19 protein-coding genes and 1 other annotated feature are annotated in these 21561 nt (G+C 40.3%); of the genes, 6 read left to right on the top strand and 13 right to left on the bottom strand.

Annotated features, from left to right (window positions below; all coding sequences use genetic code 11):
- Nucleotides 1–39 precede the first annotated feature (39 nt).
- The 4 genes from V6B33_RS07845 to V6B33_RS07830 all read left to right on the top strand — a co-directional run bounded on the left by V6B33_RS07845 (nt 40) and on the right by V6B33_RS07830 (nt 2615).
- Nucleotides 40–678 carry a lytic transglycosylase domain-containing protein gene (locus V6B33_RS07845; RefSeq protein ID WP_334217201.1) on the top strand — a complete coding sequence of 213 codons (639 nt, stop codon included), beginning with the start codon at nt 40–42 and terminating at the stop codon, nt 676–678.
- 216 nt (nt 679–894) lie between these two features.
- Nucleotides 895–1296, top strand: a complete 402-nt coding sequence (locus V6B33_RS07840) for a globin domain-containing protein (protein ID WP_334217200.1) — start codon at nt 895–897, stop codon at nt 1294–1296.
- Nucleotides 1289–2155: a ClpXP adapter SpxH family protein gene (locus V6B33_RS07835; RefSeq protein WP_334217199.1), complete on the top strand. Its 867-nt coding sequence runs from the start codon at nt 1289–1291 to the stop codon at nt 2153–2155. The genes V6B33_RS07840 and V6B33_RS07835 overlap by 8 nt, the downstream gene beginning before the upstream one ends.
- Nucleotides 2156–2432: 277 nt before the next feature.
- Complete coding sequence (locus tag V6B33_RS07830) at nt 2433–2615, top strand: hypothetical protein (protein WP_334217198.1); 183 nt, start codon at nt 2433–2435, stop codon at nt 2613–2615.
- Between the two features lie 47 nt (nt 2616–2662).
- Here V6B33_RS07830 and pepF read toward each other — a convergent pair whose 3' ends face one another.
- The 12 genes from pepF to V6B33_RS07770 all read right to left on the bottom strand — a co-directional run bounded on the left by pepF (nt 2663) and on the right by V6B33_RS07770 (nt 18425).
- Nucleotides 2663–4486 (bottom strand): oligoendopeptidase F, encoded by a 1824-nt coding sequence (gene pepF, locus V6B33_RS07825; protein WP_334217197.1) that lies wholly within the window; start codon nt 4484–4486, stop codon nt 2663–2665.
- A gap of 87 nt (nt 4487–4573) precedes the next feature.
- Nucleotides 4574–5761 (bottom strand): competence protein CoiA, encoded by a 1188-nt coding sequence (locus tag V6B33_RS07820; protein ID WP_334217196.1) that lies wholly within the window; start codon nt 5759–5761, stop codon nt 4574–4576.
- A gap of 454 nt (nt 5762–6215) precedes the next feature.
- Complete coding sequence (gene cls, locus V6B33_RS07815) at nt 6216–7721, bottom strand: cardiolipin synthase (RefSeq protein ID WP_334217195.1); 1506 nt, start codon at nt 7719–7721, stop codon at nt 6216–6218.
- A gap of 202 nt (nt 7722–7923) precedes the next feature.
- The gene (gene mecA, locus V6B33_RS07810; protein WP_334217194.1) at nt 7924–8595 is read right to left on the bottom strand and encodes an adaptor protein MecA; all 672 of its coding nucleotides are present in this window, start codon (nt 8593–8595) and stop codon (nt 7924–7926) included.
- Between the two features lie 418 nt (nt 8596–9013).
- The gene (gene spxA, locus V6B33_RS07805; RefSeq protein ID WP_032089161.1) at nt 9014–9409 is read right to left on the bottom strand and encodes a transcriptional regulator SpxA; all 396 of its coding nucleotides are present in this window, start codon (nt 9407–9409) and stop codon (nt 9014–9016) included.
- Between the two features lie 315 nt (nt 9410–9724).
- Nucleotides 9725–10297 (bottom strand): GNAT family N-acetyltransferase, encoded by a 573-nt coding sequence (locus V6B33_RS07800; RefSeq protein ID WP_334217193.1) that lies wholly within the window; start codon nt 10295–10297, stop codon nt 9725–9727.
- 826 nt (nt 10298–11123) lie between these two features.
- On the bottom strand, nt 11124–12329 hold the full coding sequence (locus tag V6B33_RS07795; protein ID WP_334217192.1) for a putative glycoside hydrolase: 1206 nt from the start codon (nt 12327–12329) through the stop codon (nt 11124–11126).
- Between the two features lie 291 nt (nt 12330–12620).
- A complete protein-coding gene (locus V6B33_RS07790; protein WP_334217191.1) occupies nt 12621–13556 on the bottom strand; it encodes an ABC transporter ATP-binding protein in 936 nt (311 codons plus the stop codon).
- The gene (locus tag V6B33_RS07785) at nt 13556–14629 is read right to left on the bottom strand and encodes an ABC transporter ATP-binding protein (RefSeq protein WP_334217190.1); all 1074 of its coding nucleotides are present in this window, start codon (nt 14627–14629) and stop codon (nt 13556–13558) included. Before V6B33_RS07785 ends, V6B33_RS07790 begins: the two co-directional genes overlap by 1 nt.
- Nucleotides 14630–14649: 20 nt before the next feature.
- A complete protein-coding gene (gene opp3C / locus V6B33_RS07780; RefSeq protein ID WP_334217189.1) occupies nt 14650–15675 on the bottom strand; it encodes an oligopeptide ABC transporter permease in 1026 nt (341 codons plus the stop codon).
- Nucleotides 15675–16604, bottom strand: a complete 930-nt coding sequence (opp3b, locus tag V6B33_RS07775; RefSeq protein ID WP_334217188.1) for an oligopeptide ABC transporter permease — start codon at nt 16602–16604, stop codon at nt 15675–15677. Before opp3b ends, opp3C begins: the two co-directional genes overlap by 1 nt.
- A gap of 171 nt (nt 16605–16775) precedes the next feature.
- Complete coding sequence (locus tag V6B33_RS07770; protein ID WP_334217187.1) at nt 16776–18425, bottom strand: peptide ABC transporter substrate-binding protein; 1650 nt, start codon at nt 18423–18425, stop codon at nt 16776–16778.
- A 587-nt stretch (nt 18426–19012) separates the two neighbouring features.
- Here V6B33_RS07770 and V6B33_RS07765 point away from each other — a divergent pair.
- Both V6B33_RS07765 and trpS read left to right on the top strand, forming a co-directional pair.
- Nucleotides 19013–19396 carry a DUF3899 domain-containing protein gene (locus V6B33_RS07765; protein ID WP_334217186.1) on the top strand — a complete coding sequence of 128 codons (384 nt, stop codon included), beginning with the start codon at nt 19013–19015 and terminating at the stop codon, nt 19394–19396.
- A 39-nt stretch (nt 19397–19435) separates the two neighbouring features.
- Nucleotides 19436–19679, top strand: a binding site (T-box leader).
- Nucleotides 19680–19729: 50 nt separating this feature from the next.
- Nucleotides 19730–20728, top strand: a complete 999-nt coding sequence (gene trpS, locus V6B33_RS07760) for a tryptophan--tRNA ligase (protein WP_334217185.1) — start codon at nt 19730–19732, stop codon at nt 20726–20728.
- Nucleotides 20729–20808: 80 nt separating this feature from the next.
- Here the strand turns inward: trpS and V6B33_RS07755 are convergent, their stop codons facing one another.
- Nucleotides 20809–21558 carry a YjbA family protein gene (locus tag V6B33_RS07755; protein ID WP_334217184.1) on the bottom strand — a complete coding sequence of 250 codons (750 nt, stop codon included), beginning with the start codon at nt 21556–21558 and terminating at the stop codon, nt 20809–20811.
- Between the last annotated feature and the right edge of the window lie 3 nt (nt 21559–21561).

Here is a 21561-nt window from a genome sequence, read left to right as displayed (position 1 = left end):
GAATAAAAGCACCATCAATATAGACAGGAGCCGGTTAGAATGAATGTTCAACAATTAAAAACGATGATGGAATTGCAGGCAATCAATAAGCTGGGTTCGGTTTCCTCTTTAAATGCTTCAGCTGCCAGCAATGAATTATTCCAACAAATGTTCACTCAGGCCTTACAAAATGCTGGAAGCCTTTCAACCGGCACCAACACACTTGGCGCGGTAAAAAGCATGCTCGATACTCAGTCTGCTTATATGGTTGCACAACCTCCCAGGTCACTGTCCATGAGCAGTAAAATGAATATTCAAACACCTAAGTCATTAGACGATATTATCTCCAGTGCTGCTGACATGTATCAACTTCCGAAAAAGCTGATACAGGCTGTAATCCATCATGAGTCAGGTTTCAACCCTCAAGCAGTCAGTCCTGCCGGGGCTTCAGGGTTGATGCAGCTAATGCCTGCCACGGCAAGGGGACTAGGCGTTTCCAATATCTTCGATCCCGAAGAGAATGTCTTTGCCGGTTCAAAATATTTAAAACAAATGCTTGATAAATATAATGGTGATATTGACCTTGCTCTTGCTGCATACAATGCGGGACCGGGAAATGTAGATAAGTACAATGGCATCCCTCCATTTAAAGAAACTACTGCCTATGTAAAAAAAGTAACGAATACATTTTTTGCTTAACAAGCTCAATAAGCTGAAAAAAGCTGTACATCATACGTACAGCTTTTTTCATGCAATGCTTCTGTTGAGTTCATCTCACCTTAATTTAAAGGATATCCATAATCGATCTGGCAACACTAACTTTAAGGATCAGGCTGATGCAAGGCTATTTGTTTGAGATATAAATAAATGCTTGCTAGAATAAACTTACATTCTAAGTAAAAAGGAGTCCTTCTTATGGTCGAGAAACCGAAAATGCCTTATAACTTAATCGGCGAAAAGAAACTCTCCATGCTCGTTGATGCGTTTTATAATAGAGTGTCTAAACACACTGATTTAGCACCTATTTTTCCGCAAGATTTAACTGAGACGGCTCGGAAACAAAAACAATTCCTGACCCAATATTTAGGCGGGCCGCCTCTATATAGCGAAGAACACGGACACCCGATGCTCCGTGCCAGGCATCTTCCCTTCCCGATCACGGAAGAGAGAGCGAAGGCATGGCTGAGCTGTATGCAAGAAGCTATGGATGAAGTTGAACTTGATGCCGGAGTTAGGGAAGACTTTTTTCGAAGACTTGTCTTAACCGCTCATCATATGGTAAATACAGATACACCGGAGAGAACCGACATTGACTAGTTTAAATAATACGAGCCCGCTGTACAGTTGTGGAGCCGAAAAGAAACCGTTGGAAATATATATGTTTGTAGACCCTCTATGTCCGGAATGCTGGGCACTGGAACCTATATTAAAGAAACTAAGGCTGGAGTACGGTCAATATTTCCGGATCCGATATATATTAAGCGGCCAGCTTACTTCACTAAGTATATCGACAAAACGAAAACAGGAAGATCTGGCTCAGCAATGGGAGAAAACAGCGAGCCGTTCGGGAATGTCCTGTGATGGAAGCTTGTGGATAGAGAATCCGATCGATTCTCCTTATATAGCCTCTTTTGCGATTAAAGCAGCGGAGCTTCAAGGAAAGCACGCGGGTATCCGGTTTTTACGCTTTTTACAAGAGCGGTTATTTCTTCAAAAACAAGATATATCAAGTTTTGACGTCCTGATGGAATGTGCAAAAGAAGCGAGACTGGATCTTAATGAGTTTACGAATGATATTCACTCCTACTCAGCTTCCAAGGCGTTTCAATGTGACATAAAAATCACGACTGAAATGGAAGTCGATGAAATTCCCACCCTGGTCTTTTTTAATGAGAATATTGAAGATGAAGGCTTGAAGGTAACCGGATTGTATTCCTATGAGGTCTATGTTCACATCATGGAAGAAATGCTCACAATAAAGCCTGAGAAAAAACGATTGCCTTCACTTGATGAATTCATGAGACACTATCGCTTAGTAGCCTCTAAAGAAATAGCTGTGGTGTATGAATTATCCATTGAAGAGGTAGAAAAGCAAATGAAGAAATGGACCCTGCAGCAGAAAGTCAGGAAAATACCTGCAAAGTACGGAACATTTTGGAGATATATTGCTGATTAGCTATAGTGAAATAATTAAATATCCCTATAAACAAGAAAAGCCGATGTTGTTTCCAACATCGGTTTTTCAATACGAACAAAGGGGATGGGAGAAATTTTTCACGGTCAAACAAAGGGGTATATGTTTGCTTGTGATCAACTTCACACTGATAATATAACATGTATAAACTTGTATTGGCAAGTTGTTTGTATGGTATTTCACAATATTGTCAAAATCCATGTATGAACGTCTTCTGCTTGTCATATATTGTACAAAAGCGTGTGCGGAGGGATCCTTTATGAGGGTTAACGTAAAATTCTTAAGTCTGGTTTTATTAATCATCATCAGTTTTCTTATCAATATTCTTGGGCTGATGAATTTAATTCCACTCCTTATAACGTCCCCGATCTTATTTCTTTCGTTATTGATCTTCATCTATTCATTCACCAATAGAAAGCGGTTTAAAGGATTCAAGCCATAAAGTTTGGGAGGAGCTTTTAATAGCTCCTCCCTTTTATCACATTTTTATTATTGAAGCTTCTCCAATAATTCTTCCATTTCGTTGAGCTTTTCTTCGAAGACTTTGCATGCTTCTTCTACTGGTGTAGAAGTGGTCATGTCGACTCCGGCTTTCTTCAGGACTTCGATTGGATAATCTGAGCTCCCGGCTTTTAGGAAGTCGATATAGCGTTCTACAGCCGGTTCACCCTCTTCAAGGATTTGCTTGCTTAATGCAGTTGCTGCAGAAAAGCCCGTTGCATATTGATAAACATAATAATTGTAATAGAAATGAGGAATACGGGCCCATTCCAGTCCAATTTCCTTATCAATGGATATATCATCACCAAAGTATTTCTTATTGAGTTCATAATACTCATTAGTCAGAAAGTCAGAAGTCAATGCTTCTCCTTCTTGAGCCTTCTTATGAATCAGATGTTCGAATTCCGCAAACATCGTTTGTCTGAATACCGTGCCTCTGAAGCCTTCCAAATAATGATTTAATAAATACAGGCGTTTCTTTTCATCGTCGATCGTATTCAATAAATAGTCATTTAACAATGCCTCATTGCAAGTAGAAGCAACTTCTGCTACAAATATTGAATAATGGCCGTACGTATATGGCTGCGCGGATCTTGTATAATAACTATGCACGCTGTGACCAAATTCATGGGCAAGTGTAAATAAGTTGTTCACATTGTCCTGCCAGTTCATGAGGATATATGGATTCGTTCCATATGCGCCCGAGGAGTAAGCTCCGCTTCTTTTCCCTTTATTCTCCACTACATCTACCCAGCGGTTATCAAACCCCTCCTGGAGAGCTTTTGCGTAATCTTCGCCTAAAGGTTTCAATCCTTTAAGAATCATATCTTTCGCTTCTTCATAGCCGATTTCCATCTTTACTTCTTTCACAAGAGGGGTATATAAATCATACATATGGACTTCATCCAAGCCGAGTACTTTCTTTCGAAGCTTGATATAGCGCTGCAGCAAATGAAGATTCTTATTCACCGTTTCCACAAGGTTGTCATAAACCTGCTCAGGGATGTTATTATTCGATAGAGCAGCGTGACGTGCTGAATCATAGTTACGAACATTTGCCATGAAATTATCTTTCTTCACCGTACCGCTAAGGGTTGATGCGAATGTATTTTCAAACTTTCCATACGTTTCATATACTTTTTTAAATGCCTCTTCCCGGACCTGCCTGTCACTGCTCTCAAGGAAGCGTATGAAGCGTCCATGTGTAATATCCACTTCTTCTCCATTTTCATCCTTGATAGACGGGAACTCAAGATCAGCGTTATTCAACATTCCGAATGTATTGCCCGCTGCGCTGAATACTTCAGAAGCCTGCGCAAGAAGAGACTCTTCCTCTGCAGATAAGACATGAGGACGCTGCAGATTGATTTCTTCCAAAGCATGTTTATACTTTTTAAGCTCTTCTTTCTCTTCAAGGAATTCTTGAAGTCTACCTTCTTCGATGGATAGGATTTCAGGGACAAGATAAGCAAATTTACTTCCCAGTACAGTATATAAACTTTTAGCACGGTCATCGAGACCCTGGTAATGGGAATTCGTCGTATCCTGGTCATAACGCATATGTGAATATGTATAAACCTTCCCCATTCTTTCCATTATTTCATCTTGAAAACTGAGAGCTTTATATAATTGCCCGGAACTTTGACTTAGAGACCCTTTAAATTCTTCCGCTTTATCTGTTAACTTTTTTATCTCACTATATTCGTTTTCCCATGCTTCATCACTTTCAAAAATATCTTCCAATCTCCATGTTAAGCCTTCTTCCACTTCATTTCTGGCTGGCAGGCTTTTCGTAACTGTGTCTTTTGACATAAATATCCTCCATTCTGAATATACAGACTGTTCCTTATAGTAACATTCTCTCTTATCCTGAATATTCCTGCAAGAAAACAAGCTTTCTTAGTGCTTTTTTAATATATGCTTCCAGTTAGAAAAAAAATCACGTTCATGCTGCTGGAATTCAGTAAAATTATGAGGGCACTTCCATCCAATTGATAGCGCAAAAGCCTTTCCCTCCCCCTTTCTCACCATTTCTAGTTCTTCAAGCTTTGTCAGGTAGTCATTCATTACCATTTGTATGCCTCTCCCCCCATCTGAAAGCGGTAAATTCCTCATTTCGATTTGTCCCCTGGCGACACGTCTCGCTATGGCTTTACCGAGCATCTCTTTTGTAAAGTACTGTTTTTTCTTCATTACGTCTTTCCAAAGATAATACTGCCACTCTACCGGATGACTTTTATATAAAACCGTATGCGGGAGGACAGGCAATCCAACAAACAACGGTAGATAAACAAACGTATCACCCTCTTCATATACATCCTTAAGGAACCTGTCATTTCGCAGCGAGCTGTAATGTATCTTGTTCTGAATCCATTTTTGACGATGTTTCATCCAGTCTGTTATCAGGGTAGAATCACCGGTTCCCGGCGGGGCAATCGATATTGGCAAAGTAAAATCATTAAGAGGAACGACTATCCTCTTGGAGTGCAGAAATAGATGAGTGGTGACAGGTGTAAGATTCGGGAAAATCGTAAAAGATTTCTTTGCAGGTTCAAAGTGAAGAAGAAAATAGTTGAGGTCAGGTGAAAAACGGATGAATGCTTGCTGGAACGTTGTTAATTTAAGAGGGATGCTGTCCGCTACTGGCTGGGTTAAGATCCATAAAGGATGGATCTTCTCTTTTATGTACCCTTCTGTTCGATATTTCACTTCTGATAAAGGGATAGTGGAACATTGTATCTCAATAGCAATGCTTTCACCCTTCACGTTGAGGAACAGATCAGGAATCTGCCTGAGATCTTTCAGATAATATTCCAGCTCCACCCCTTCATATAGCTGCGATAGCCTCTTATACAGCAAGGCTTTGCTCCAAATATGCACAGGAGTTTCTTTCCTTGATTGATATGGACATGATTTCTTTGCACTGTGTGCGAAATGAGGGATTTTGATATTGCCGATTCGAAGAATCAACGGTGCTGAGCAATGGGGACAGAGAAATTGCGGTGAGCTTTTCCTGAGTTTCAGTAACTCTTCCTTTGTGTATTGAACAGTCGTAATAAGCTGATGACCGATTATAGCTTTTAACATGGAACACCTCCTGTATTCTATATTCGACAAAAAATTGTAAAATCCTGCAAAAAAAGCTGAGACAAAACAAATAAACAACTGCCAAAATACGAACATTATCAGTGTTGATTCTAAGTACCGCTAATGATTTCCGTGCAAGACCTCGCTTTCCGCGGGTAGCCCGTGAGCCTCCTCGCACAAGCTGCGGGGTCTCACTTGTCTAGCTGCAGGGCTTAGAGGCACATGTCATAAGCCTCTGAGCAAAGCCCTTCCGCTTTTCTAATAAAGCTACTTTTCCCGAAGGAGTCTTCGTCTTGCACTCCAATCAACCGCTGGAACAAGCTAAAAACTAATAAACTGTTGAATAAAACAAATAAAAAAACCTGAACTAACTTGAATCCTGAAATTCAAATCAGTTCGGGTTTTACTTAGGCTAAAACACTTTTGTCCCATCCTCCTTTTCGTTCAATTGAGGTTATAACAATGGTGACATTAATCGAGAGGTGGATTCCAGGATACGGTAACCCATGTGTCTCTTTTGGAATTCTCCATGTGAAAGCTCTACCGAATGCTCTAAATCATTCAAATACTCTTCTACAAGCGATTGTGTACTGCTTGTTTTATACAGAAAAGCGTTCACTTCAAAATTCAGATGAAAACTTCTCATATCCATATTTGAAGTTCCTATAGAAGCCAAATCATTATCGACGATGACAATCTTACTATGCATAAAGCCTTTTTGATATTCATAGATCCTTACCCCCGCTTCCAATAGTTCAGGAAAATAAGAACGTGAAGCATGAAATACGATCCGCTTATCCGGCTTATGCGGTACAAGCAGCCTCACATCAATTCCGCTTAAAGCCGCAATCTTCAGTGCCGAGAAAATATCTTCATCCGGAATAAAGTAAGGGGATGCCACCCAGACACTTTCCTGGGCGGACGTAATCATCGAGAAGAAGATGTTTTTCAGTACACTGAGTTCATTGTCAGGTCCGCCTGCAATCATTTGAACCCCGCCATCATTGATTTCACTTACGGGATCTGGACTTAAATAGCCTGGTGTGAGGAAATCATCATTGGTCATATAATACCAATCCTGTAGAAATATAAGCTGAAGCGTTCTCACCGCTTCTCCTTTGACAAATAAATGGGTATCCCTCCAAAATCCGAAGGATGGGTTTTTCCCCAAATATTCATCCCCGATATTCAATCCCCCGACAAAGCCGATGTTTCCGTCGATTACAATGATCTTCCTGTGATTACGGAAATTGAATTTATTATTGAGAAAAGGAATTTTCACAGGTCCGAACGGCATAACTTCAATACCCGCTCTTTTTAAACCATTGATATATTCAGTTGATAACTGCCATGCACCGACGGCATCATACAGAAAACGGACTTTCACCCCATCATTTGCACGTTCGATCAAGATGTCTTTTATTTGTTTACCGATATCATCATGACGCACTATATAATATTCCATATGAATATGGTGTTTCGCTGTTTTCAGCCAGTGGAGTATTTCACCGAATGTCTCCTCCCCATTAGTCAATACTTTCGTTTCACTGGAAAAGGAGATGGCACTGTTTCCGATTCTTTGAGCCAGCTGAACATGCTTTTCCTGATATAACCCAAACATCTCGGGATTCATATCTTTGGGTCCAGGCTCGAATTTATTATACGTTTCCTTATCCAGGATGTATTTTTTCTTATACATTTTTTCTTTTCGATAGTTTCTGCCGAAGAGCAAGTAAAAGATAAATCCAAGGAACGGGAAGGCACCGAGGACAACCAGCCAAGTAAGAGTCTGAGTTGGATGTCGGTTTTCAATAAATATTAAAAAACCTATGATGACGACTGAAAACGTAAATACCAAACTAACGTATTTTAACATACCGTCTAAATATTGATCTAAAAAGTAAAAATAACTGACTGCGATCACTGCTATAAATAAAAGAACCTTGACCGTATTCTTCATCCGATACACCATCCCATGAACTTAAGTTGTACATTCAGCTTCTCCATTATTATCATGAAGTACGTCCCTGTATTTCAACAATATTTGATATCTATAATAAACAGTGGTCATCCAGCCCTTTTAATATCAAATATATCATTGACCTGGAACGTTGAGGAATAATAAAAAAATACCGATTTCAGGATGAAACCGGTATTCGAACTTATGAAAAGTATGCACTTAGTGTTTCAAACACGTTCTGATCGACTACGATGCTCCCATACTCTTCAAGGCGATGAACTGTCATTCTTGACTCATCTGCATATTCAAGCAGGATGCTTAACATATTGTCAATCTCTTCTTCTGAGAAGTGCTCCTCTGAAAACTTAATGTAAAGAAAATATTTATTTTCAAATGCAAGTAACTTTGTTGTCAGATGGTCGATCGGCATATCCTTTAGACGCTGTGATAAAGAAATGGCATCTTCAAAGTCGTTGAACTTCAAGGTGAAATCCAATGCTACTTCAGTATCATCATCCTGATCCTGTTTGATTTGAAAATGTTGATCTAGCAGTTCTTCGATACGTTCATCTACAGGCAGCTCTTTTAACTTATCTTCAGGAATAGGTAATTCAAATCGCTGACCATCCTTTGAAACCTGCGCTCTTGTGACTAGTACTTCAAGTCCTTTGTCAAGTGCCTGAACTTGTATCCACAGCGGACCCTCGATACCGAAATCCTCTTCCTGATGAACTTCATCCATCATTTCCCAGAAGAGTTCCTCACTTCTTTCACGATTATACCAGATTTCCTCGCGATCAAAGCCACGGTCCTCTATATCCCCATATGAAATATAGAATTTCACTGTATTTTCATTAATACGTTCGATTTCCATTTGACACCTCTCCCTTCTTGCTTAAAGTTAGTGAAGGGACTACACCCTCTGAGCTGCGTAAGCCCGAATGTCTGAACAGGTGTGTCAGACTTGTTGGTGAAGACAGAAGATACATTTCAAGTTAGTTTGTACCTTGTACTTCTATTTTATGTTATAAGTGCTTAAAATGGAATAAAAATAACACCCATTTTTCACTTAAGCAAAATGGTCTATATGATGTGTTCTTGACATTTTAGCTAACATCTGCAGAAAATTCAAGTGATAGTACTTATGATTAGTTCATTAGTGTCACAGATATTAGAATAAAAAATAAAGAGACCAACCCGTAAGGAAACGAAACGTCCTTTAAGGGTCAGCCCCTTTAAATTGTATATTCCCGGCATTGTCATAAAATGCAGAGAAAGAGAATGATTCAGTGTTAATTAACCATTCTTTGAGCTTCCAGAAGCTGGAATGTACGAACCTTCCTTGGAAGGAATCGTCTGATTTCATCTTCATTGTATCCAACCTGCAAACGTTTTTCATCCAGGATGATCGGACGTCTAAGTAATCCAGGATTTTTTTGGATAAGCTCAAACAATTCTTGAAGCGGTAATGTTTCTAAATCCACGTTAAGTTTTTGAAAAGTCTTGGATCGAGTAGAAATGATTTCATCCGTTCCGTCTTCTGTCATGCGAAGGATTTCTTTAATTTCATCAATGCTTAAAGGTTCAGAGAAAACATTACGCTCTGTATATGGAATCTCATGCTCTTCTAACCAAGCTTTTGCCTTGCGACAAGATGTACAACTAGGTGAAGTGAATAATGTAACCACGTCATTCACACTCCCTTAAAGATTTTATAGTATTGAATATGATATAGAGTATTTATATTTAAACATAGTGCGTTATTTAAAATAAGTTTAAATAAGAAATCTCTATTATGTATTATACATGAATTGCGAGAGGTTGAACATACCTTTAATGAATTTGTCAAATTTCTTACACATATGTTTTACACAAGCTATATTATCTCTGTATACTTCCTTTATTACCCGCTTTACTTAATGCCTAAACATTTTATTAACAATTAAATTTTTTCATTTAGAAAACCTTATTGCGAATCACAATAAGGTTTTCCGGTTTATATTCTATACATCCCTTAGTACGTCTTCTATTCGTTTTTCATCCTTTTTCAGGACTTCTTCTACAGGCTGATAGGAGGCGCCGTAAAACTCCTTGTCCTTATAAGTATGAATCATTTCATACGTTTTCTTCATGGATTCAAAGACCAGGTCTTCACACTCATCATTCGGTGCCCAGTACAAGATTTCCATCTCGTTGACCTCATTGGTGGCCAATGAGCGTCTGGCATAACCGATGCTGGCCGCATGCTCAAATCCCTCTCGCTTGTAAAACTTCAAACGCTTCTCTGTGTCAGTGTCTTCATAGTTGACAGGTTCCACTTCCAGTATAATGGGTTTTTCCTTTTTCTTGAGCTTATCCAGAAGTTTATGGCCAAGTCCCTGGCCCCGTGCATCTCTGGATACAAACAGATAGTCAATGAATATAAAGTCTTCGAGCTCTACATACATCAATACATGGTACTTTCCTTCATCTTTATGATAAATATCGCTTCGTTCTTTTAGCAGTGTCTCAAGATGTTCTTTCGATTTCATTTCCTCTACAGGGAAATATTGATTGAGTTTTTCATACCAGTGCATGGATCTACTCCTTTAAGTGAATTTTGATGTTGACTAACGGGTTAAAACTATTTTTCTCATAATTGATTGGTTTATGATAGTTGTTAGTCTGTTCAGTGGAATTAATTTAAATACGGTTCTACAGGAAGATGACTCCTGTACAGGGGGGTAAGTGGAAGCGGTTAATGTTACCAATTTAATCATAACAATACCATGAGAATTGTCAAATGATAATCATGCAGGTTGGACCAAGATATTAAATAGAAGAAAGGCAGGTACAAAAGAGTCTGGGACAAAACAAAAAACTGCCTAAAGGCGAACATTATCAGTGTTGACCTTGATTACCGCTAATGATTTCCGTACAAGACTTCGCTTTCCGCGGGTAGCCCGTGAGCCTCCTCGTCGCATTGGCTCCTGCGGGTAAGAAAAGCGGAGGGGCTTCGCTCAGAGGCGTGTGGCACAAGGCGAATCGGCCACGAAGGCGTTCTTTGCCTTCTTGGACGAGTCGACTTATGTCATGTGCCTCTAAGCCCCGGAGCTGGACAATTAGAAAAGCGGAGGCGGCTTGCTCAGAGGCGACAAGCATAAGACGAGCAAGCCGGAAAGGCGCTTTTTGTCTTTTTGGCTTGATTGACTTATGACCTCGAGCCTCTAGCCGCCGGAGCTGGACAGGTCTCACATGAGCTACTTTTCCCGCAGGTGTCTTCGTCTTGCACTCCAATCAACCGCTCGAACAAGCTATATACTAAATGGACATTTGAACAAAGCTAATAAAAATTTGAACTTATAATTCAAATTAATTCGGGTTTTATTCAGACTAAAACACTTTTGTCCCAGTCTCTTTCTATCATGGTGTATAATCAACACCTTCTGTATAGGAGTTTCCTGCATCCCATAATAGGAACTCTTTGACTCCATGATCGTTTAGGGCTTTGATTTGAGCTTCTATTTCTGCTTTGCCATACACTTTGTAATTTCCGCTTCCTAACCAGGAAGCTGTGAAATCTTGAAGCCACGGTCTTGATATCGGCGGGTTTTTAAGCTCTGACAATTTTTTGTTTTCTAACTTTGTATACTCTGAAACCAATTCATAAGGCTTGAGATCCGGCTTGGCAATCCCAAAATAAGGTGTCCAATGACTTGGATAGATCATAGAGGAAATGACATCGACATTCTCAGAGATCTTTGAGAAGTTCTGACCTATTCCAGGGGCCTCAGGAAGTGTCGCTGTATAACCGAAAATATCGACGGATACTTTAACTCCATACGGCTCCAGCTTTGCATGAGCATAATCAACAAAATCCGTCACGGCCTGAACACGTTTCTGAACATTATTTTTTTCCTCATCTGTATAGTCACCAGTACTATATTCAAGCTCTTTATCCCGTTTTTCAAATCCTTCCGGGAAACGTACATAATCGAATTGAATCTCCTGGAAACCCATCTTGGCTGCTTCTATTGCAATACCCACATTATAATCCCATACTTCTTTAAGGAATGGATTCACAAAGGATTCACCACGGCCGTTCTTCCACACGGTTCCCCCATCTTTATAGGAAAGCTCCGGCTTTTTATTTGCTAGAATCGTGTCTTTGAACACAACGATCCGTGCAATCGGGTAAATTTGTTTTTCTTCCATTGTCTCAAGCATTCCTTTGGGATCTTTAATATATGGCTGGCCAACTTCTGCATATGGAGATGACGCTTCGGGTTCATATGTAACATAACCATGGTCATCTTTTATATCAATTACCATTGCATTCAAATCAGTTGCATCAACTAGTTGTGTCAATTTATTGAAGCGGTCACCGCCTGCTGAATGTCCCGTAACATAAATACCTCTGACGGCATCGGGATAGTCAAATGTATAACCCGAGTCGTATACAAAACGCGGCGCTGATGATGGTATTTCTTTTTTGCTCAATGAAATGACTCTCGTTTCATGATTTTTCTTTGCTGCGTTCTCTCCAGATTCGGCACTGACTGTTTGAAGTGGTACTGTACACATAGCCGCTGCACATAAGGAAGTCGCAATCTTACTCCATTTCAACATAAACCTCTCCTCTAATAAAATCAAAATCTACTAAAAAATGTAACACTGGTACTATTTTAACAAGGAAATAACTTCAAAGAAAAGGGAATATACACCTAAATGATCGAAATTTGCGAGTGAATAAAAATCTTTCCTCAGATATAAAAAAATCAAATGCGATGAACTGACCTATTACTAAGATATGAACAGCAGATAAAAAAAGAAGATGTTTTATCCAGTTATCCATGGGTATTAGTGTGTCGTGCACAGCAATATAAAAAGCTCCCTCAAACAAGGGAGCTTTCTCAACTGTTATCCTTTATATTGAGCTTGATATTGAGTAAATTCTTTCTCGGAACAGTATACAAAGTGACCAGGTGCGACTTCACGCATTTCCAATTGATCTTCTTCCGTATAATTGTGAACGGCAGGGTCGTATTCTTTTCTTCTGCGTGTGCGCTCATACTCAGGGTCTGGAAGCGGGATAGCAGACAGTAATGACTGTGTATAAGGGTGAAGAGGGTTCTTATACAATGCATCACTAGGAGCAAGTTCCACTAACTTACCGAAATACATGACTCCGATTCGGTCACTGATGTATTTAACCATCGAAAGATCGTGAGCAATGAATAGGTATGTCAGTCCTTTTTCTTTTTGAAGCTCCTGCATCAAGTTTACCACCTGTGCCTGTATCGACACGTCAAGCGCCGAAATCGGTTCATCGGCAATGATGAAGTCAGGATCGACGGCCAGTGCCCGGGCAATACCGATACGCTGCCTTTGACCACCAGAGAATTCATGCGGGTAACGACCGGCATGCTCTTTATTCAAGCCTACTGTTTCAAGTAGTTCATGAACCTTCCTAATGCGTTCTTCTTTAGAAGAAGCCAGACCGTGAATATCGATCCCTTCCGCAATGATGTCTGCAACCTTCATGCGCGGATTCAAGGATGCATATGGATCCTGGAAGATCATCTGCATCTTACGATTGAATTTCTTCAATTGAGAACGGCTTTTCTTACCATGTACATCATCGCCGTTAAATAATACCTGACCGTCCGTTGCGTCATAAAGGCGAATGATGGTCCTTCCTGTAGTGGATTTACCACAACCCGACTCTCCTACCAGTCCAAGTGTTTCGCCTTTGTAAATATCAAACGAGATATCATCAACCGCTTTGACCATATTCGGCTTTCCTGGGTTAAAATATTGTTTCAGATTCTTAATTTCCAATAATTTCTCAGCCATTATGCACGTACCCCCTCAACTAAAACCGGCTCAGCGTAGTTAGACGGCATTTTTCTATGTCTTACTTTAACTGCTTCAGGCGGCTCAACCTGAGGAGCACTTGGATGCATTAACCATGATTTCACAAAATGTGTATCAGAAACTTTATAGTAAGGCGGTTCTTGTTCGAAATCGATCTTCATTGCGTACTCACTTCTAAGAGCGAATGCATCTCCCTTAGGAGGATTCAACAAGTCAGGAGGCGTGCCCGGAATGGCCACCAGCTCTGCTTCACCTTCTGTATCCGTGGTAGGCATCGAACCGATGAGTCCCCAGGTATACGGGTGGCGCGGGTCATAAAATATTTCATCCACAGTCCCTGACTCCACGATCTGGCCGCCATACATAACCGCTACACGATCAGCCACATTTGCAACAACCCCAAGGTCATGGGTGATGAAAATGATTGATGTCTCGATCTTTGTTTGCAGATCTTTCATCAATTCAAGAATCTGTGCTTGAATTGTTACGTCAAGTGCTGTTGTCGGCTCATCCGCAATCAGAATTTTCGGATTGCACGCTAAAGCGATCGCAATGACGACACGCTGGCGCTGACCACCAGAGAATTGGTGGGGATACTGTTTAAAGCGTGTTTCAGGACTAGGAAGTCCAACTAGTTTCAACAGTTCGATAGCTCGTTTTCGTGCATCGTTCTTATTCATGTTCTGGTGTTTGACAAGCGGTTCCATGATTTGTTTCCCGATTGTCATTGTCGGATTCAGTGATGTCATCGGATCCTGGAAGATCATCGAAATATCTTTTCCGCGAATTTTTTCCATCTGCTTTTCAGGCAGTTTTGCAAGGTCTTTGCCTTCGAAATGTATTTCTCCGCCTTTAATGAAGCCGGGAGGATTCGGAATGAGTCTCATCAAAGCTTTTGTAGTAACAGATTTCCCGGAACCGGATTCTCCTACGATAGCCAGAGTTTCTCCTTTATCCAAATGGAAATCCACACCGCGTACAGCTTTGACTTCTCCCCCATGCGTATTGAAGGAGACATGTAAATTGTTCACTTCTAATATTCTTTTTGACATTTTATTTTATCTCCCTTCCATTACTTACGCATTTTCGGATCCAACGCATCGCGAAGTCCGTCAGCCATCAGGTTAAAACTTAAGATAATCAATGAGATAACAACCGATGGAACAAACATCATGTATGGAAATGACTGAATTGATCTATATCCATCGTTTACTAGAGACCCCAGAGAAGCTCTTGGCGGTGCGATACCTAATCCGATAAAGCTTAAGAATGCTTCAGTATAAATCGCTGCAGGAACTGTAAACATCGTTGTGATGATAACAGGCCCCATAACATTAGGCAATAAATGTTTAAAGATTAATCGATTGCTGCTCGCCCCTAACGTACGTGAAGCAAGGACGAATTCCTGATTCTTCAATTGCAGCACCTGTCCGCGGACAATCCTGGCCATCCCGGTCCATCCGGTTATGACCATCGCCATCGTGATCGAGAATATCCCCGGCTCAAAGATCAGGATGAAGAGTATGACGACGATCAAGTTTGGAATACCCACAAGAATTTCAATGATACGCTGCATGACATCATCGACTCTACCGCCATAATACGCAGAAATCCCACCGTAAGAGATACCGATGATGAAATCGATGATTGCTGCTAAAATACCGATGTAAAGGGAAATTCTCGTTCCGCTCCACGTTCTTGTCCACAGGTCCCGTCCAAGGTCATCAGTACCGAACCAGTAGTTTACTTCGACTTGTCTGGATTCATAGACATCGAATCCATCTGCATCTTTTCCGTCAAACGGAAGCCAGCTTATACCTGAAAGCGCTTCAATTTTAGGAGGCAGCTTTGCATGGCGTATATTTTGATCACTGAATTTATGATCATTCATGCTCGGTCCAAAAATGGCAAAGAACATAATAATCGCAGTGATGATGATTCCTACAATAGCACCCTTACTCTTACGCAGCCTTATCCAGGCATCCTGCCAGAAGTTCAGGCTTGGTCTTTCGATTTTTTCAGCTTCATCTTCTCCTGCTTTTCTTTGCTGGAAGAGATCTGGACTGAGCTGATCTATTTTACTTTTGTTAGTTTCCATTATTTCTTCCCTCCAGCCAAACGAATACGTGGGTCAATGATTCCATACAGGATATCAACCAGGAATATTACCGCAATGAATAATACACTAAAGAATAATGTGATACCCATTATGACGGTGTAGTCGTTCGTATTAATTGAAAGTACAAACTGTTCACCCAGACCTGGAACAGCAAAAATACGTTCAACTACGAGTGATCCAGTCATTACTGCCACAGTCATTGGTCCTAAAATCGTTACAATTGGGATCATGGCATTACGCACAGCATGCTTTACCACTGTCCCGACTTTAGAAATCCCTTTTGCCTTTGCCAGTAAAATATAATCAGAATTTAAAATCTCGAGCATCTCGGTACGCATGAAACGTGCAATCGTTGCCACAACACCGACCGTCAGAGCCAATGTAGGCAGGATGGTATGTTTGTATTCTCCCCACAGTGCAACAGGGAGCCACTCAAGTTTCACCCCTACGTAATATTGCAGCAGCGCTGCAAATACGAATGACGGTATGGAAATCCCCAGTACTGCGAGAATGGTAGAACCATAGTCAAGCCATGTGTTATGTTTGATGGCTGCAATGATCCCTACTAAAATACCTAAAATGGCGCCTAATACCATAGCTTGGAATCCTAGAAGTGCGGAAGGTCCAATACGGTCTCCAATAATCTGTGTAACCGGGCGGTTATCGTATTGGAATGATAAACCTAAATCACCTTGTGCCAGCCCAGTCATGTATTTTACATACTGTACGGGCAGCGGGTCATTCAGACCGTATTTATCCAAAATGATTTGTTGTTGTTCCGGAGACAGCCTTTCTTGATTTGTTAGTGGAGATCCAGGCAGGAGCTTCATCAGAAAGAAAGTAGCGGTAGCAATGATAAGCAAAGTGATGATCATATAAACGAGTCGTTGAATTGTATATCTGACCATTCTTTAGCCCCCCTTTTTTGTCTATTTTTTCATTACATAATACATTATATAGTTATTCGACAAATTTTCAATCTATTTTTAATCTTTAGATTTTTTTCGACAATCAGTGGAAAAGGAGAGCGTATGCACATGCATACACTCTCCCTCTATGGTTTGTCATTGAGCTGTCAATTACTCAACTGAAGCCCACTTGTAAGAATTATCTGCACCAAATGAATGGCGAAGGATTCCTTTAACATATGGACGCTCTAGATAAGAAGTACCATTTTGGTACATTGGGCTGATTGCTTGATCTTCGAAAAGAATCTTCTCTGCGTCGATCATTGCTTGCCAGCGAGCTTCTGGATCGCTAGCCAATTCACCCTTAGCTTGCTCAACTAACTTGTCATACTCTGGATTAGAGTAAGCCATTTGGTTATGCGCTCCATCCGTAACGAACATGTCAATAAATGTCATCGGATCTGGATAGTCAGGACCCCATCCAGCAAATGAGAAGTCATATTGACCTTTAGATTCAAGGTCAAGCTTTTGCTTGAACGGCTGTGCTTTGATTGAAACAGTTAAACCTTCAAGGTTCGTTTCCAATTGTTCTTTAATGAATTCTCCGACTTTTTTAGAGCTTTCAGAGTCATAGTTTAATAGTTCAAGTTCAAAAGTATCTTTACCTAACTCTTCTTTAGCTTTAGCCCAGTATTCTTTGGCTTTTTCTGGATCATAACCGCCGAAATCACCTACAGTTTCACGGTACTCAGCACCGTCTGGACCAGAAACGAAATCTTTTGGTACTAGATAGTAAGCAGGGATGGAACCGTTGTTCATAAGAACGTCAACCATACCTTGCTTGTCATAAGCAGAATCAATTGCTTTACGGGCATTAACATTAGCCATCACTTCGTTCTTCTGATTCAGACGAAGGAAGTAAACAGCTGTATCCGCGCGTGTTTTGAAGTTCGGATCATCTTTGTACTTATCAACGAATTCAGCTGAAAGGCCAGTTACGTCCGCTTTTTCAGTTTCGTAAAGGTTAACCGCAGTTGCAGTATCCTTAACGATGTTGAAGTTAATTTCTTTTAATTCTACAGTTTCTTTATCCCAGTAGTTATCGTTCTTGGATAATTTGAAGCTTTGTTCATGCTTCCACTCAGAAAGTGTGAATGGACCGTTATAGATTGCTGTATCCGCTTCAAGACCATATTGATCTCCTTGAGCTTCTACGAATTTTTGGTTTTGAGGATAGAACGTTGCGAATGAAAGTAATGCTTCGAAGTAAGGTACTGGACCTTCAAGCTGTACTTCTAACGTTTTTTCATCAACCGCTTTAACACCAAGTTCTTCTACCGGTAGTTCGCCACCGTTAACTTTTGCAGCGTTTTTGATATCGTACATGATGTACGCATACTCTGCACCAGTGTCAGGGTTTAAAGCTTTTTGCCAAGCGTATACGAAGTCGGCAGCAGTAACAGGATCTCCGTTTGACCATTTCGCATCGCGAAGTTTGAACGTGTAAGTTAAACCGTCTTCACTTTTCTCCATGCTTTCAGCCATACCAGGCTTCGCTTCGTCGTTCTCACCTAAACGGTAAAGACCTTCGAATACGTTGTTCATTACGTTGAATGAAACAGAGTCAGTAGCCAGTGTAGAGTCCATTGATGGGATTTCAGCACTCTCTAGCAGGTTAAGTACCTGTTCTTTTTTCTCAGCAGAATCTCCGCCGTTGTCGCCTGATTCTCCGCCTTCCGCACCTTCATTGCCGCCACAGGCAGCCAGGAAAGTACTTAGAGCCAGAAGAAGAACCAGCAAGAATGAAAACTTTTTCTTCATCTTGAAATTGACCTCCTCGTAAATCTCATATTTATTTATCTTCTAATTTTCAGAAGATTTGTTACTTATTATACATGATAGAGAAATTTTTGCAATATTAATTTAACAGTTTTTTTGCAAAATTATCAGATTACTAGGTAAATAGGTGCTAAAACATTGATATAATAAGGTTTATCACCAGTTTTTTAGGGTGTTCGTCCTATTACAATTGTTACAATGAAACGCTTTCTTTTATTTCCTGAGTTAATATTTGCATCTTAATCATAAATAGATTGAGAGTTTCTACTATTATATTTATAAATTATGATGTTTCTTTATTTACTCGGCAACAAATATTACAGTTATATATGCAGGTGAAGAATTCTACTATCCCCAATGTTGTACACAAATCAAGGAAGATTGTCTTCTTGGATTGAACAGCACTCAAGGTGATGTATATATATTAAATGCAATTGAAATGTATAGGCCTGTTCCTGTATACTTCTTATTAAAAGGCTTAAATGACACTTGTTGTTTGGTTTTATAATGGACATACTATTTTCACCAGCCTCATTTCAACAAGCCTGTAAAATGGATAAAGGAGTATTATGAAACGTTCACTTTCTATTTATTTGATTGCGGTCGCCATTATTATCGTTTCCCTGGTTTATTCGCTCGTTCAGGGTAATCCGCTCATTATTTCCCTTCTCAACAGTCTATTTATCGCAGGAATGATCTATTTAGTACTTGGTGCTTTCTTATATATTTTTCAAAAGGGGTTCTTTAACGGAATCGTCTATTCATTGAAGAGATTTCGCAGAAGCACTGTACAAGGGAAATACCTCTCACAATTTGATGATATTGATGAAACGAAGGATGCTCACGAGGAATTCACAGTGATCCGATCATTTAAAATTACCAGTACCCTTCTTATTATTGGAAGTTCCATGCTCATCATTTCACTGGTCCTGTCCTATATCATCTATACTTGAATTAGCACTGCTAATTCAATATAATAAAGTTACCAATATACCTTGGTGCTGACGAAGAGTAGTAGCTATGTGGAATGATTCAAAGAGAGCTTGTGGCTGGTGTGAACAAGCAATCACCATTTAGGGAATGGACTTCCGAGCCTTATTTGTGAAGAATACAGTAGCGGATAACGTATTCACCTCACGTTACAGAGGTTCCATACCGAGTGTGTGGACTAAGCTGACTCACTTTTTATTGAGTACTTAGGGTGGCACCGCGGAACTTATCCCATTCGTCCCTATATTATAAGGATGAGTGGGTTTTTATTTTGTGTATTTACAGGAGGATAAACAATGAAGACTATTTTTAGCGGAATTCAGCCAAGCGGGACAATTACTCTCGGAAATTACATCGGGGCAATGAAGCAGTTTACAGAGCTGCAAAATGAATATAACTGTTATTTCTGCGTCGTAGATCAGCATGCGATAACGGTACAGCAGGATAAAACGGAACTCCGCAAAAACATAAAGAGCTTAGCAGCCCTTTATATCGCCTGCGGAATCGATCCGGAGAAATCCACTCTGTTCATTCAATCGGAGGTGCCAGCTCACGCACAGGCAGGATGGATCCTGCAATGTGTTACATATATAGGTGAACTCGAAAGAATGACACAGTTCAAGGATAAATCCCACGGAAAAGAAGCAGTATCTGCAGGGCTGTTGACCTATCCCCCGCTAATGGCTGCGGATATCCTTTTATATAAAACAGATCTGGTGCCTGTGGGGGAAGACCAAAAACAACATCTCGAGTTGACAAGGAACCTTGCTGAGCGTTTCAACAATAAATACAACGATATCTTTACTGTTCCGGAAGTGAGAATCCCTAAAGTCGGTGCACGCGTCATGTCACTGCAGGACCCCTTAAAGAAAATGAGTAAATCCGACGCAAATCAGAAAGCATTCATCACATTATTGGATGATCCTAAACAAATAGAAAAGAAAATCAAAAGTGCGGTGACGGATTCTGACGGACTGGTAAAGTACGATAAAGAAAACAAGCCCGGCGTTTCCAACCTGTTATCCATATATTCAATCCTGGAGGGTTCTTCAGTAGAAGAACTTGAACAAAGATATGAAGGGAAAGGCTATGGGGACTTCAAAGGGGACTTGGCCCAAGTGGTCGTAAATGCCATTAAACCCATACAGGATCGATATAATGAATTGATTGACTCAGATGAATTAGAGGATATCCTCGACCGCGGTGCTGAAAAAGCGAATCGTGCAGCGGACAAAATGCTAAAGAAAATGGAAAAAGCAATGGGTTTGGGACGTAAAGAGAGAAAAAGAAAATAATGAAAAATCCTGGACTCAGCAGAGTCCAGGATTTTTTATTACAATGAACGATGAGCCACTTTTGGCTCATCGTTCATTTGTCAATTCACTTTCGGGCGGTTTTCCACTTCCCACAGCTTTTCAAAGAAAGGCTGACCTTTAATCAGGTTTTCACAAAGTGTGAGATGTTTATTTGACCATCCATACTTTGTTTCTTCATAGAGCATGTTCCAGACATCTTCAAAATCCATATCCTGAATGACTCTGTACTGTTCGGGTGCCCACTCTGTGTACCAGTATCTGATTTCTGCCGTGTTCCTGGAACCATGAAGTTGATCAAGTGCCATAAACAACAGCTGTTTTAACTGTCTTTCCTTCCTGGTCAAACCGTTCATCATATGGGGGCTTGGGGATAGTATATGATAAGCATTTTCCGGTTTGGGATCTTGGACCAAACTATACTGTACCGCTTCATGTCCTTCCACCATTTCATAAACGAGCTGTTCCTGTCTTGGGATTAGCCTGCTTTTCCGGATTGGTACGGTATATCCTATCGTATCTACAGCCAATATGCCTGTCCCATCTGTGACAATAAAACAATAGTCAAGCTGGATTCGTTCGTGATTCTTTCGCAAGTAAGCTTTTTGATAAACATCATTCAGAAGTTGTTGAGGTAATTCTGATAAATCATTCTCGATGTAATGAAATATGGCGTTGTCTACTCTCATTAAAGGAACTTGATCTAATAACTCAATGACATCTTCTTTTCTCCATTCGTGAAAATGACAGACATTATATCCATTTTCTTCTCCTTCGAACCAATTGACCCATACATCATGAAGATATAACATGAT

It is taken from the genome of Mangrovibacillus sp. Mu-81, from assembly GCF_036867415.1.
Lineage (GTDB): Bacteria > Bacillota > Bacilli > Bacillales > Bacillaceae_B > Rossellomorea.
This window is presented reverse-complemented; position numbering and strand designations above follow the sequence as displayed.

What these genes read in the sequence shown, in the direction of transcription:
- V6B33_RS07845 (WP_334217201.1), top strand. Translation starts at nt 40, where the DNA reads ATGAATGTTCAACAATTAAAAACGATGATGGAATTGCAGGCAATCAAT.
- V6B33_RS07840 (WP_334217200.1), top strand. Translation starts at nt 895, where the DNA reads ATGGTCGAGAAACCGAAAATGCCTTATAACTTAATCGGCGAAAAGAAA.
- V6B33_RS07830 (WP_334217198.1), top strand. Translation starts at nt 2,433, where the DNA reads ATGAGGGTTAACGTAAAATTCTTAAGTCTGGTTTTATTAATCATCATC.
- pepF (WP_334217197.1), bottom strand. Translation starts at nt 4,486, where the DNA reads ATGTCAAAAGACACAGTTACGAAAAGCCTGCCAGCCAGAAATGAAGTG.
- V6B33_RS07820 (WP_334217196.1), bottom strand. Translation starts at nt 5,761, where the DNA reads ATGTTAAAAGCTATAATCGGTCATCAGCTTATTACGACTGTTCAATAC.
- cls (WP_334217195.1), bottom strand. Translation starts at nt 7,721, where the DNA reads ATGAAGAATACGGTCAAGGTTCTTTTATTTATAGCAGTGATCGCAGTC.
- mecA (WP_334217194.1), bottom strand. Translation starts at nt 8,595, where the DNA reads ATGGAAATCGAACGTATTAATGAAAATACAGTGAAATTCTATATTTCA.
- V6B33_RS07800 (WP_334217193.1), bottom strand. Translation starts at nt 10,297, where the DNA reads ATGCACTGGTATGAAAAACTCAATCAATATTTCCCTGTAGAGGAAATG.
- V6B33_RS07795 (WP_334217192.1), bottom strand. Translation starts at nt 12,329, where the DNA reads ATGTTGAAATGGAGTAAGATTGCGACTTCCTTATGTGCAGCGGCTATG.
- V6B33_RS07790 (WP_334217191.1), bottom strand. Translation starts at nt 13,556, where the DNA reads ATGGCTGAGAAATTATTGGAAATTAAGAATCTGAAACAATATTTTAAC.
- V6B33_RS07785 (WP_334217190.1), bottom strand. Translation starts at nt 14,629, where the DNA reads ATGTCAAAAAGAATATTAGAAGTGAACAATTTACATGTCTCCTTCAAT.
- opp3C (WP_334217189.1), bottom strand. Translation starts at nt 15,675, where the DNA reads ATGGAAACTAACAAAAGTAAAATAGATCAGCTCAGTCCAGATCTCTTC.
- opp3b (WP_334217188.1), bottom strand. Translation starts at nt 16,604, where the DNA reads ATGGTCAGATATACAATTCAACGACTCGTTTATATGATCATCACTTTG.
- V6B33_RS07770 (WP_334217187.1), bottom strand. Translation starts at nt 18,425, where the DNA reads ATGAAGAAAAAGTTTTCATTCTTGCTGGTTCTTCTTCTGGCTCTAAGT.
- V6B33_RS07765 (WP_334217186.1), top strand. Translation starts at nt 19,013, where the DNA reads ATGAAACGTTCACTTTCTATTTATTTGATTGCGGTCGCCATTATTATC.
- trpS (WP_334217185.1), top strand. Translation starts at nt 19,730, where the DNA reads ATGAAGACTATTTTTAGCGGAATTCAGCCAAGCGGGACAATTACTCTC.
- V6B33_RS07755 (WP_334217184.1), bottom strand. Translation starts at nt 21,558, where the DNA reads ATGTTATATCTTCATGATGTATGGGTCAATTGGTTCGAAGGAGAAGAA.